At 66.1% G+C, this 12,389-nt stretch carries 13 protein-coding genes; 6 read left to right on the top strand and 7 right to left on the bottom strand.

Features of this window, described 5'->3' with window-relative positions; all coding sequences use genetic code 11:
• Positions 1 to 162 precede the first annotated feature (162 nt).
• The 3 genes from DIE12_RS23370 to DIE12_RS23360 form a co-directional block, all read right to left on the bottom strand.
• A complete protein-coding gene (locus tag DIE12_RS23370) occupies positions 163 to 1,068 on the bottom strand; it encodes an AraC family transcriptional regulator (protein ID WP_124522121.1) in 906 nt (301 codons plus the stop codon).
• Between the two features lie 211 nt (positions 1,069 to 1,279).
• On the bottom strand, positions 1,280 to 2,902 hold the full coding sequence (locus tag DIE12_RS23365) for an NAD(P)/FAD-dependent oxidoreductase (RefSeq protein ID WP_124522119.1): 1,623 nt from the start codon (positions 2,900 to 2,902) through the stop codon (positions 1,280 to 1,282).
• A gap of 66 nt (positions 2,903 to 2,968) precedes the next feature.
• Entirely contained in the window at positions 2,969 to 3,772 is an 804-nt protein-coding gene (locus DIE12_RS23360; protein WP_044847980.1) for an inositol monophosphatase family protein, read from the bottom strand.
• Between DIE12_RS23360 and DIE12_RS23355 the strand changes: the two genes are divergently transcribed.
• From DIE12_RS23355 to cysE, 3 genes are all read left to right on the top strand, one after another.
• The gene (locus DIE12_RS23355; protein ID WP_124522117.1) at positions 3,771 to 4,034 is read left to right on the top strand and encodes a hypothetical protein; all 264 of its coding nucleotides are present in this window, start codon (positions 3,771 to 3,773) and stop codon (positions 4,032 to 4,034) included. The two genes, DIE12_RS23360 and DIE12_RS23355, sit on opposite strands and share 2 nt — an antisense overlap.
• An 18-nt stretch (positions 4,035 to 4,052) precedes the next feature.
• Positions 4,053 to 4,877 (top strand): RNA methyltransferase, encoded by an 825-nt coding sequence (locus DIE12_RS23350; RefSeq protein WP_124522115.1) that lies wholly within the window; start codon positions 4,053 to 4,055, stop codon positions 4,875 to 4,877.
• 328 nt (positions 4,878 to 5,205) lie between these two features.
• Complete coding sequence (gene cysE, locus DIE12_RS23345) at positions 5,206 to 5,979, top strand: serine O-acetyltransferase (RefSeq protein ID WP_044847978.1); 774 nt, start codon at positions 5,206 to 5,208, stop codon at positions 5,977 to 5,979.
• 48 nt (positions 5,980 to 6,027) lie between these two features.
• Here cysE and DIE12_RS23340 read toward each other — a convergent pair whose 3' ends face one another.
• The 4 genes from DIE12_RS23340 to DIE12_RS23325 all read right to left on the bottom strand — a co-directional run bounded on the left by DIE12_RS23340 (position 6,028) and on the right by DIE12_RS23325 (position 8,772).
• Entirely contained in the window at positions 6,028 to 6,828 is an 801-nt protein-coding gene (locus DIE12_RS23340; RefSeq protein WP_044847977.1) for a UDP-2,3-diacylglucosamine diphosphatase, read from the bottom strand.
• Between the two features lie 26 nt (positions 6,829 to 6,854).
• The gene (locus DIE12_RS23335) at positions 6,855 to 7,346 is read right to left on the bottom strand and encodes a peptidylprolyl isomerase (RefSeq protein WP_006483987.1); all 492 of its coding nucleotides are present in this window, start codon (positions 7,344 to 7,346) and stop codon (positions 6,855 to 6,857) included.
• A gap of 88 nt (positions 7,347 to 7,434) precedes the next feature.
• On the bottom strand, positions 7,435 to 8,010 hold the full coding sequence (locus tag DIE12_RS23330; protein WP_012364186.1) for a peptidylprolyl isomerase: 576 nt from the start codon (positions 8,008 to 8,010) through the stop codon (positions 7,435 to 7,437).
• A 39-nt stretch (positions 8,011 to 8,049) separates the two neighbouring features.
• The gene (locus DIE12_RS23325) at positions 8,050 to 8,772 is read right to left on the bottom strand and encodes a tetratricopeptide repeat protein (RefSeq protein WP_185500418.1); all 723 of its coding nucleotides are present in this window, start codon (positions 8,770 to 8,772) and stop codon (positions 8,050 to 8,052) included.
• A gap of 234 nt (positions 8,773 to 9,006) precedes the next feature.
• On the opposite strand from DIE12_RS23325, the gene cysS reads away from it, so the two are divergent.
• From cysS to DIE12_RS23305, 3 genes are all read left to right on the top strand, one after another.
• Entirely contained in the window at positions 9,007 to 10,404 is a 1,398-nt protein-coding gene (cysS, locus tag DIE12_RS23315) for a cysteine--tRNA ligase (protein WP_044847975.1), read from the top strand.
• 43 nt (positions 10,405 to 10,447) lie between these two features.
• Positions 10,448 to 11,317: a DNA-3-methyladenine glycosylase gene (locus DIE12_RS23310; RefSeq protein ID WP_124488283.1), complete on the top strand. Its 870-nt coding sequence runs from the start codon at positions 10,448 to 10,450 to the stop codon at positions 11,315 to 11,317.
• Positions 11,318 to 11,416: 99 nt separating this feature from the next.
• A complete protein-coding gene (locus tag DIE12_RS23305; protein ID WP_006478433.1) occupies positions 11,417 to 12,388 on the top strand; it encodes an acetyl-CoA carboxylase carboxyltransferase subunit alpha in 972 nt (323 codons plus the stop codon).
• The last annotated feature ends 1 nt before the right edge of the window (position 12,389 follow it).

The following is a 12,389-nucleotide window of genomic DNA, read 5'->3' as shown; positions in this document are numbered from 1 at the left end:
CGTTGACCGTAAGCGGGACGTCGGTCGTCCATGCACCGACCGGATTGATGGCCGATATCGGTCATTCGATCTCGTGCGGTGCAGCTGACTGCCGTCACTTTGCAGGTGCGGCCGTCGGTCGGATGCTCATGTGACTCGCAAGAGCCGCGTCGGCCACCCTCCTCAAACGTTGTCCATGCGCCAACGACGCGGCGTAATACCGGTCACGCGCGTGAATGTTCTCGTGAAGTGGCTCTGGTCGGCGAAGCCGCATGCATCCGAGATCATTTGCAGCGGCATCGACGATGTGCGCATGTACATCATTGCGCGTTCGATGCGCTGATTGATCAGCCAGCGATGGGGCGGTAACCCGGTGGTCTGATGAAAGGCCTTGACGAAGTGGCCACGAGACAGGCCGCACGCTTTCGCCACATCGGCGATCGAGATGTTGCCGGTAAGGTGTTCGAGCAGAAAGCCTTTCGCCACGCGCTCCTGCCACGCCGTGAGTTTGCCGGTCGACTTCTCCCGCCGCTCGCCGATGCCGCCGTACAGACGCGCGACATGCGTCTGGAAGGCGAGCGCGACGTGGTCGACGAACAGCTGGGATGCGTGCTCGGGCCGCGCCAGGGCGGGGAGCAGGGCTTGGCCCAGGCGATGGATGACCGGATCCGTCGCACTCAAATGCGGCGGCAAGTAAAGCTGGGGCCGCTGCCTGCCACCGATTTCATCGACTGTCTCCTCCAGCGTTCGGCGCGGGAGGTGAAAATGGATGCAGTCGAACGCCCCCTTCAGGTCGGAAACCCAGCTGCGATCGAGGTCGTGAATCGTGACGGTCCCTGCGTCATAGGGGACGAAACAAGCAACACGTCCGTCAAGCCACAATTCCTGTTCGCCGAACGCGCGCAATTGCAACACGATGAGATCGGCGTCTTCAAGTTCGTATGGCGCGGTTCGGCCAATATTTCTACGAGATGTCTGCAGTCGGCTGATGCCGACCTGGGCGTGCGGCAGCGTCTGCGTGACCACGCTTTGCCTGAGGTCGGCCGGCATGAAATCAGATGACACGTTGTCCGACTGTGCGGCGGTCATGGATTCGTGGAAACGTGGAGAATTCGGCCGCGGAGTATACCAAAGCGAAATTTGGCCTGGCATCGGCCGTGTTCGGCACATTGACCACTAATGGCCGCGGCGCATCGCAAAGAGGGGGTAGCTTCGCGTGGCGAACCTTGTCAGGCAGGGCGCAGATACTGCTGGATCACCCGGCGCACGGACCTTCGTGCGCCGGGCCTGACGGGCAATATCAGGACGCGTGCGCCGACATCAGATCGAGCGCCACCGCCTGCGCGACCTCGATACCGTCGATGGCTGCCGAATAGATGCCGCCGGCATACCCGGCGCCTTCACCGGCCGGATACAACCCTTCGACGTTCACGCTCTGGTAATTGTCCTTGCGCCGGATCCGGATCGGCGACGACGTGCGCGTTTCCACGCCGGTGAGCACCGCGTCGTGCATCGCGAAGCCGGCGATCTTCTTGTCGATCTGCGGCAGCGCTTCACGAATGGCTTCGATCACGTAGTCGGGCAGCGCGGTGCTGAGGTCGGTCGGGCGCACGCCCGGCTTGTACGACGGCACCACGGAACCGAGCGACGTCGACGGCCGTCCTGCGATGAAATCGCCGACCAGCTGGCCCGGCGCGCTGTAATCGCCGCCGCCGAGTTCGAACGCGCGTTCTTCCCACTTGCGCTGGAACGCGATGCCCGCGAGCGGGCCGCCCGGATAGTCCTCCGGCGTGATGCCGACGACGATGCCCGCGTTCGCGTTGCGCTCGGCGCGCGAATACTGGCTCATGCCGTTGGTGACCACGCGGCCCGGCTCGGAGGTCGCCGCGACCACCGTGCCGCCGGGGCACATGCAGAAGCTGTAGACCGCGCGTCCGTTGCTGCAGTGATGAACCACCTTGTAGTCGGCCGCGCCGAGCTGCTTGTGGCCCGCGAACTTGCCGAAGCGGCTGCGATCGATCAGCCCCTGCGGATGTTCGATCCGGAAACCCAGCGAGAACGGCTTCGCTTCGACATACACACCGCGATCGTGCAGCATCTGGAACGTGTCGCGTGCGCTGTGGCCCACGGCCAGCACCACGTGATCGCACCGGAGCGTTTCGCCGTTCGACAGCGTCAGCGAGCGCACCTTGCCCTGATCGATCTCGATGTCCTCGACCCGGGTTTCGAAGCGCACTTCACCGCCCAGTTCGTGGATGGTCGCGCGCATCTTTTCCACCATGCTGACGAGGCGGAACGTGCCGATGTGCGGCCGGCTCAGATAGAGGATGTCCTCCGGCGCGCCGGCCTTGACGAATTCGTCGAGCACCTTGCGGCCGTAGTGATGGGGATCCTTGATCTGGCTGTACAGCTTGCCGTCGGAAAACGTCCCGGCCCCGCCTTCGCCGAACTGCACGTTGGACTCGGGATTGAGGACGCTCTTGCGCCACAGGCCGAAGGTGTCCTTGGTGCGCTCGCGCACGGCCTTGCCGCGTTCGAGGATGATGGGGCGGAAACCCATCTGCGCGAGGATCAGCCCCGCAAACAGGCCGCACGGCCCCATGCCGATGACGACCGGGCGCAGGAAGTTGCCGTGCTCGGGCGCCTTCGTGACGAAGTGGTACGCCATGTCGGGCGTCACGCCGCAATGCGGCGTGCCGGCGAGTCGCGGAAGCACGGCCGCTTCGTCCTTGACCTCGACATCGACGATGTACGTGAGCTTGATGTCGGAGCGCTTGCGCGCATCGTGCGCACGGCGGAACACCGTGTAACGGAGGAGCCCGTCTGCCGCCACGCCAAGCTCCGCGAGGCGCGCGCGAATCGCGGCTTCGAGGGCGCTCTCGGGGTGGTCGAGCGGGAGTTTAAGTTCGCTTAGCCGTAACATGAATATTCGGATACGGTCGCCACGAAGTCGTGGCGGTGTTGAGACGGGCGCGGGCGCGGCGCGGATTTACTCCGCTGCCGGATGCATGTAGCTGTAGCGGTTCAGGATCGGGATCATCTGCGCGTAGATCTTCGGATTCGCCGCGACGATCTCATGACGATGCAGGAAATCGGCGTCGCCCGTGTAGTTGCCGACGAGGCCGCCGGCTTCGGTGATCAGCAGGCTGCCCGCCGCCATGTCCCACACGTTGATGCCTTGCTCGAAGAACGCGTCGAGACGGCCGGCCGCGACGTTCGCGAGATCGAGTGCGGCCGCGCCCGGGCGGCGCAGCCCCGTGCAGGCCTGCGTCATTTCGGTGAACAGGCGCGCGTAGGCGTCGAGGCCGTCCTTCTCGCGGAACGGGAAGCCCGTGCCGACCAGCGCGTCCGCCAGGCGGTCGCGGCGGCCGACGCGGATGCGGCGGTCGTTCAGGTACGCGCCGCGGCCGCGGGTGGCCGTGAACAGGTCGTTCTTGTTCGGATCGTAGACGACGGCCTGCGTGACGACGCCCTTGTGCTCGAGCGCAATCGATACGCAGTAATAAGGGAAGCCGTGGATGAAGTTGGTCGTGCCGTCGAGCGGATCGATGATCCACTTGAATTCGGATTCGTTCTCCGATTCGCCCGATTCTTCCGCGAGGATCGCGTGGTCGGGGTAGGCGGTCTTCAGCGTCTCGATGATCGCCTCTTCGGCGGCCTTGTCCACTTCGGTGACGAAGTCGTTCTGCTGCTTCTTGCGGATCTCGATCAGGTCGAGGTCGAGGGAGGCACGGTTGATGATCTGTCCGGCGCGGCGCGCAGCCTTGACAGCGATGTTGAGCATGGGATGCATGAGCCTGGATCCTGTAGCCGGCGGCACGGGCCGCCACGAAGTGGAACACACCGCCCGGAACGGCGCAAAACGTGCCGGGCGAGATGAGACGCGAATTGACAAAGAGCAGGGTACGACCCGCGTCGCACGGGGCGCGGCGCGTAAACGCATGATTTTAGCCGATTTTCGGGAGTTTCAGGTGACCGGGATGCGGGGAAACCCCACTGGCCGTCCGGACGAGTGGGTTTGCCGGGGCGATGGCGATACCATACTGCCATTCTGACGAACCGAGTCGTATGTAGTGGAAACCCCGCAGAACCCCGCCGTGCCGTCCGAATCGGGCGCGGCTTCGTCCCCGCCGCTGTCCGGCGGCTTCACTTCCACCCGTTTCGTGCTCGTCGAGCCGAGCCATCCCGGCAATGTCGGGGCGGCCGCCCGCGCGCTGAAAACGATGGGTTTCTCCAGGCTCGTCCTGGTCGCGCCGCGCGTGCCGCACGTGCAGAGCGACCCCGAGGCGATCGCGATGGCGAGCGGCGCGGACGACGTCCTCGCGTCCGCGCACGTCGTGCCCACGCTCGGCGACGCGCTGTCCGGCGTCCACTGGTCGATCGCGCTGACCGCGCGCACGCGCGAATACGGACCGCCGCGCCTTGCGCCGCGCGCGGCCGCCGAACAGGCGCACACGCAGGTCGGCACCGGCGACATCGCGCTCGTGTTCGGCAACGAACGCACGGGCCTCGCGAACGAGCACGTCGAGCAGTGCAGCGCGCTCGCGCATATCCCGGCGAATCCGGCCTACAGTTCGCTGAACCTCGCGCAGGCCGTGCAGGTGCTCGCGTATGAACTGCGTGTCGCGTTCCTGGAGCAGGGGAGCGAGTCGCCGCGCGACGCGCAGCCCGAGGTCGGCACGCTCGCGCAGAGCGACGAGATCGAGCGGATGTACGCGCACCTCGAGAATGCGCTGGTCGCGCTCGATTTTCTCGACCCGCGCAACCCGAAGAAGCTGATGCCGCGGCTGCGGCGCCTGTTCGCGCGCACCGGCCTCGAGCGCGAGGAGGTCAACATCCTGCGCGGCATCGCGAAGCACATCCTGCTGAAGTCCGGCACGCCCGAAGGCGACGCGTAAGCGGCCGAAGTACGCCGCGGCCGGGCGCTCATGCGTTCGGCGGATGCGCTCCGCCTGCAGCCGGCGTGTCGCATCGGCCGCCGCGACGGGGGTGCCCGGTCCGTGCCCGGCCACCGGATGACCGCATGACGCGCATAACCGCGTTACCTGGCCACGATGGGCGTCCCGCGCGAATACCCGCGCCGCTGACGGGGTGAACGCGCGACGCTGTGCGGCCGCGGGCGAGTGGCCCTACAATCGCCGGACATCATAAGCAAATTACCCGGCGCGATAACGACCGGCCGTTGCCGGCGGGCGTGCCGGCCTTTTCCCCAGCCCAGACCCGATCATGTTCACCAGACTGCGCGAAGACGTTGCGACGATTCGCGAGCGGGATCCCGCCGCTCGCAGTGCCTGGGAAGTGCTGACCTGTTATCCGGGGCTGCACGCGCTCGTGCTGCATCGCTTCGCGCATGCGTGCTGGCGCGCGAAGCGCTACTGGCTCGCACGCTTCGCGTCGCAGGCCGGGCGTTTCCTGACGGGTATCGAGATCCACCCGGGCGCGACGATCGGCCGGCGCGTGTTCATCGATCACGGGATGGGTGTCGTGATCGGCGAAACCGCGATCGTCGGCGACGACTGCACGATCTATCAGGGCGTGACGCTCGGCGGCACGTCGCTCACGCGCGGCGCGAAGCGCCATCCGACGCTCGAGGCCGGCGTGATCGTCGGTGCGGGCGCGAAAGTGCTCGGCGGTTTCACCGTCGGCGCGGGCGCGAAGATCGGTTCGAACGCGGTCGTCGTGAAGCCGGTGCCGGCAGGCGGCACCGCGGTCGGCAATCCGGCGCGCATCGTGATGCCGGCGCAACCGAAGCCGCAGCCCGAGCGCGCCGCGTTCTGCGCGTACGGGATCACGCCGAACGCGGACGACCCGATGTCGCTCGCGATTCACGGCCTGATCGACCACGCGGCGAAGGAAAGCCGGCGCGTCGACGAAATCGTCGCGGCGCTCGAGCAGCTCGGCACGCATCTGGAAACGCTGCAGGGCGCGGACGCGGCGCGTCTCGATCTGCGCAGGCTGTCGGCGGTGCTGGAAGGCAAGGCGGTCGAGCGCCAGGCGTAACGCGGCGCGTGCCGGCGGCCGCCGGCAGCTGCGGCCGTGTCGCTCGCGTCAGTCGAGCGGCATCGCGTGGATGCCTTCGGCGTCGACGCGCAGATAGCCGCCGCGCGGCATGCCGTGGTCGAGATCCCAGTCGGGCAGTACCCAGCGAATCCCGCCCGGTTCGAGGTGGCGCGCGGGGCGATGCGTGTGGCCGTGAATGATCACGCTCGCACGGCTCTTCCGGAACAGCGCGGCGATGCCTTCACGCGTGACATCGTAGATCGCCGAAGCGGGGCGCATCCGGCCCGCTTCGCTGTTCGAACGCATCCGTTGCGCGAGCGCGCGGCGCCAGCGGAACGGCCACGCGAGAAACAGCGCCTGCGCGACGCCATTGCGGGCAAACCGCCGAAATATCTGATAGCCGCGATCGGCCGTGCATTGCGCGTCGCCGTGGGTGAGCACGATGCGCTGGCCGAACGACGTGATCAGCGCCGGGTCGCGCAGCAGCATCGCGCCGGCCGCCTTCATGAAGCGCCGGCCGAGCAGGAAATCGCGATTGCCGTGCATCACGTAAAGCGCGATCCCGCGCTCCGAGAACGTATGCATCAGCGCGGCCATGCGTGCCGCGAACGGATCGTGGTCGAGCACGTCGTCGCCGATCCAGTATTCGAACAGGTCGCCGAGGATGAACACCGAGTCGGCGCTGTCGGCCGTGTATTTCACGAAATGCTCGAACGCGGCGACCGTCTTCGGAATCGCCTCGCTCAGGTGCAGATCGGAGAGAAACAGGAACGGGCGTGCGGCTTGCGCGTATTCGCGCTCGCCCGGCACGCCCGCGGAGACGCTTCGCGGCGGACTCTCCTGCAACATCGAAGTGCCTCCGTAACGGCTGTGGGTCAGACCACCACGGCCTTTTCGATCACGACGTCGTCGGTCGGGACGTCCTGGTGGAAGCCCGCGTTGCCCGTCTTGACGCCCTTGATCTTGTCGACCACATCCTGGCCTTCGACAACCTTGCCGAACACAGCGTAACCCCAGCCCTGCGGCGTCGGCGACGAGTGGTTCAGGAAATCGTTGTCGTTCACGTTGATGAAGAACTGGGCGGTCGCCGAGTGCGGATCGTTCGTGCGCGCCATCGCGATCGTGTAGTTGTCGTTCTTCAGGCCGTTGTTCGCTTCGTTGTCGATCGGCGCGTCGGTCGGCTTCTGCTTCAGGCCCGGCTCGAAGCCGCCGCCTTGAATCATGAAGCCGTTGATCACACGGTGGAACACCGTGCCGTCATAGTGGCCCTTCTTCACGTAGTTGAGGAAGTTCTCGACCGTCTTCGGTGCCTTCGCGGCGTCCAGCTCGAGCTTGATCACGCCGTGGTTCGTGTGCAGTTCAACCATGATGAATTCCTTCGGTGAGGCGGTTTAAATGGCACGCGGCCGGTCGTGCGACGCGGCCGCGTGTGGCGCCGGACGTGCCGGCAGGTGCTTATTTCGAAACGATGCTGGCCGATTCGATCAGGACCGGCTGGGCCGGCACGTCCTGCATCGGGCCGCGCGAGGTCGTCGCCACGCCTTCGATCTTCTTCACGACGTCGAGGCCCGACACGACCTTGCCGAACACCGCATAGCCGTTGCCGTCCGGGTTCGGGTAGTCGAGGCCGCTGTTGTCGACCGTGTTGATGAAGAACTGCGCGGTGGCCGAGTTCGGATCGCTGGTACGCGCCATCGCGATCGTGCCCGTCAGGTTCTTCAGACCATTGCGGCTTTCCAGCGGGATCGGCGCGCGGGTCGGCTTCTCCTCGAAGTTGGTCTTGTAGCCGCCGCCCTGGATCATGAAGCCCTTGATCACGCGATGGAAGATCGTGCCGTTGTACTGGCCGGCCTTCACGTAGTCGAGGAAGTTGGCGACCGTCTTCGGCGCCTTCTCCGGGTAGAGCTCGACACGGATGTCGCCCTGGGAGGTCTTCAGCTGCACGACGGGGTGCGCGGTGGCCGATTGCGCGAACGCGGGCGCGGTCGCGAGAAGGGCGGCGCCGCCAAGCGCCAGCAACAGACGTTTCATTGCGATCCTCAGGTTGGGAGGGAGGGGAGGTTGCGCCGCTTACTGCGACGGCGCGACGTACGGCGCTGCCAGCGCACCGGACGGACCGTTGAACTGGAACGTCGGCGACATCGGCAGCGTGGTGGTGCTCACGTTTGCGGCGGCGCGATCGGTGTATGCGCGCGTGGCCGGCGTGACGCCGCGCGCGTTGGCGGCCGGCTTCGGCGGCGACACGATCTTCTGCAGGTCGGCGAGGCGCTGTGCGGTCGCGCCGCTCGTGCGGCCGAGCGCTTGCGCGCGCTTGTACGATTCGGCTGCGAGGCGCAGATAGAGGTCGCCGAGGTTCTCGTACGCGAGCGAGTAGCTCGGGTTCGATTGCGTCGCGGTGACGAGCGCGCTGCGCGCTTCGTCGTAGCGGCCGTGCTTCGCGTAGAGCGCCGCGAGGTTGTTGTACGGTTCGGGCAGTTCGGGGTAGGCCTGCGTGATCGCGACGAACTGCTGGATCGCGTCGTCGTCGCGGTTCAGGCGGGCGAGCACGGTGCCGCGCTTGAACTGCGCCTGCACGTCGTGCGGATTCGCCGCGATGCGCGCGTCGAGTTGCGCGAGCGCCTGTTTCCATTGCTTGCCGGAGATCGACGCGTCGATTTCGGGCGTGCCGTCGGCGGTGGCCGGGGCCTTCTGCGCATGCGCCGCGGGGGCCGCGAACAGCGTCAGTGCGACGCCCATGACGGCGGTCGCAACGAGGGTCGCAGCGCTCGGCGCGCGGCCGCGATGAGGTTTCATAGGCGTAAATCGGAATGTTATACTCCGAGCCATTCTAACAAAACGTCTGCGCGTTCCGGCGAGCGGCAGACAGTCTTTCTTTGCCTCTCGTGGCCGTCACCGCTGTGCTTGCAGCCTGACCGCCCCATGTGATATCGAGGACGCGCGGCGGCGAGCCGCAGCAGGTGGTCCGTCCGTTTCGCATGCTGGGCGAGCTTCGCCAGGGCGGTTTCCTTCGGCTCACGGTTCATCTCTATGGAATCACTGCGCATCTACAACACGCTCGCGCGTGACAAGCAAGTTTTCGTGCCGCGCCAGTCAGGCGAAGTGCGGATGTACGTATGCGGGATTACCGTCTACGACTATTGTCACGTGGGCCACGCGCGCATGCTGGTCGTATTCGACCTCGTCCAGCGCTGGCTGCGTGCGATCGGCTATCGGGTCACGTACGTGCGCAACATCACCGACATCGAGGACAAGATCATCCGCCGCGCGGTCGAGAACGGCGAGACGATCAAGTCGCTGACCGACCGGTTCATCGGCGCGATGCACGAGGATGAGGCGGCGCTCGGCATCCAGCGTCCGGACATCGAGCCGCGCGCGACGCAGTTCATTCCGCAGATGCTCGGGATGATCGAGAAGCTCGAGGCGAACGGCTACGCGTACCAGGCGAGCGACGGCGACGTCAACTATTCGGTGCGCAAGTTCGCGAACTACGGGAAGCTGTCGGGCAAGTCGCTCGACGACCTGCGCGCGGGCGAGCGCGTTGCCGCAAACGATGCGAAGCAGGATCCGCTCGACTTCGTGCTGTGGAAGCGCGCGAAGGAGGACGAGCCCGACGGTGCGTCGTGGGCATCGAAGTACGGGATGGGCCGGCCGGGCTGGCACATCGAATGCTCGGCGATGGGCTGCACGCTGCTCGGCGAGCATTTCGACATCCACGGCGGCGGGCAGGATCTGCAATTCCCGCACCACGAGAACGAGATCGCGCAGAGCGAAGGCGCGACCGGCCAGACGTTCGTCAACTACTGGATGCACAACGGCTTCGTGCAGGTCGACAACGAGAAGATGTCGAAATCGCTCGGCAACTTCTTCACGATCCGCGAAGTGCTCGAACGGTACGACGCCGAGGTCATGCGCTTCTTCATCGTGCGCACGCACTACCGGTCGCCGCTCAACTACAGCGACGTGCATCTCGACGACGCGCGCGCGTCGCTCACGCGCCTGTACACGGCGCTGAAGGATGTCGAGCCCGACACGCTCGCGCTCGACTGGAACGAGCCGCACGCGCAGCGTTTCGCGGCTGCGATGAACGACGACATCAACACGCCGGTCGCGGTGGCGACGCTGTTCGAACTGGCGGGTGAAGTCAATCGCACGCGCGATGCATCGCTCGCGCGGCAACTGAAACAACTGGCGGGCCTCCTGGGCCTGCTCGGCCGCGAACCGCGCGCGTTCCTGCAGCAGGGCACCGGTGCCGCGCAGGCGGGCGGGCTCGCAGCCGACGAAATCGAAGCGAAGATCGCCGCGCGTGTCGCGGCGAAGCAAGCGAAGGACTATGCCGAAGCGGACCGGATTCGGGCGGAACTGCTCGACGCCGGTATCGCACTTGAAGACAAACCGGGCGGATCGACCGAATGGCGTCGCGTATGAGCGCGATGCGTTCCACTGACCGATCCGTCAGGTAGGAGGCAGGATGGCAACGGCCAGAAAAGCGCCGGTCAGGCGTGCGACTCCGCTCGCCGCGCGTCCGGCAGCCAAGCGCGCGCCAGCGGCGAAGGCGGACGCGACGCGCGCCGTGCCGAACGGCGCGCTCAACGGTCATGCAAAGCCCGCGCGCGCGAAGGGCGTGGACGCGGCGCAGCCGGAGGTCGCGATGGCGGCCGCCGACGCGGCCCGCAAGGTGCGGGCAGCCGATGCGGCAGTCGACGGCGCCGATGGCGTCGTGCGTCCCGCGTACTGGGATAAAGCGAGCGCCGATCTCGTCAAGCGCGACCGCATCCTGAAGAAGCTGATCCCGAAGTTCGGCCCCGCGCATCTCGTGAAGCGCGGCGACCCGTTCGTCACGCTCGCGCGTTCGGTCGTCGGCCAGCAGATCTCGGTTCCGTCCGCGCAGGCGCTGTGGGCGCGCATCGAGGATGCGTGTCCGAAACTCGCACCGCAGCCGGTCATCCGGCTCGGCGCGGACAAGCTGATCGCGTGCGGGCTGTCGAAGCGCAAGACGGAATATATTCTCGATCTCGCGCAACACTTCGTGTCGGGCGCGCTGCACGTCGACAAATGGACGTCGATGGACGACGAGGACGTGATCGCGGAACTCACGCAGATCCGCGGCATCAGCCGCTGGACGGCCGAGATGTTCCTGATCTTCAACCTGTCGCGGCCGGACGTGCTGCCGCTCGACGATCCGGGTCTGATCCGCGCGATCAGCGTCAATTACTTCAGCGGGGAGCCCGTAACGCGCAGCGAGGCGCGTGAAGTGGCCGCCAACTGGGAGCCGTGGCGTACCGTCGCGACCTGGTACATGTGGCGCAGCCTCGACGCACCGGACGCCGACGCCGATTGACGGCTATCGGGTTTTAAACATCAATAGTTGAGAGCCGGTTTTGCACGTCGCCCGCGCGGGTAGAATACGCGCTGCCGCAAGACCCAAGGATTCGAACACATGAAGACCACGTTTCTGGATTTCGAACAGCCGATCGCCGAACTCGAGGCCAAGATCGAAGAGCTGCGATTCGTGCAGGACGACTCGGCTGTCGATATTTCGGAAGAAATCGAGCGGCTGTCGAAGAAAAGCCAGCAACTGACGAAGGACCTCTACGCGAACCTGTCGCCGTGGCAGGTCTCGCAGATCGCGCGGCATCCGCAGCGTCCGTACACGCTCGATTACGTTGCGGAACTGTTTACCGATTTTCACGAACTGCATGGCGACCGCGCGTTCGCGGACGACCTGTCGATCGTCGGCGGCCTCGCGCGCTTCGGCGGCCATCCGTGCATGGTGATCGGCCATCAGAAGGGCCGCGACACGAAGGAGCGCGCCGCGCGCAACTTCGGGATGCCGCGTCCGGAAGGCTATCGCAAGGCCGAACGGCTGATGCGTCTCGCCGAGAAATTCGGGCTGCCGATCTTCACGTTCGTCGACACGCCGGGCGCATACCCGGGCATCGGCGCGGAAGAGCGCGGCCAGTCGGAGGCGATCGGCCGCAACCTGTACGTGATGGCCGAACTGAAGACGCCGATCATCACGACCGTGATCGGCGAGGGCGGTTCGGGCGGTGCGCTCGCGATCGCCGTGGCCGACACCGTGATGATGCTGCAGTTCTCGACCTACTCGGTGATCTCGCCGGAAGGCTGCGCGTCGATCCTGTGGAAGAGCGCCGCGAAGGCGCCCGAGGCCGCGGAAGCGCTGGGCCTGACCGCGCATCGCCTGAAGGCGCTGGGCCTGATCGACAAGATCATCAACGAGCCGCTCGGCGGCGCGCACCGCGATCCGAAGGGCATGGCAGCGTTGCTGCGCCGTGCGCTCGCCGATTCGCTGCGCCAGTTCCAGGGCATGAGCATCGATGCGCTGCGCGAGCGCCGCTTCGAGCGCCTGATGGCCTACGGCAAGTTCAAGGAAACCACGCCCGGCGCATGAC

It is taken from the genome of Burkholderia sp. Bp9015 (assembly GCF_003853505.1).
GTDB lineage: Bacteria > Pseudomonadota > Gammaproteobacteria > Burkholderiales > Burkholderiaceae > Burkholderia.
The sequence above is the reverse complement of the archived record's forward strand: the minus strand, read 5'-3'. Positions and strand labels throughout refer to the sequence as shown.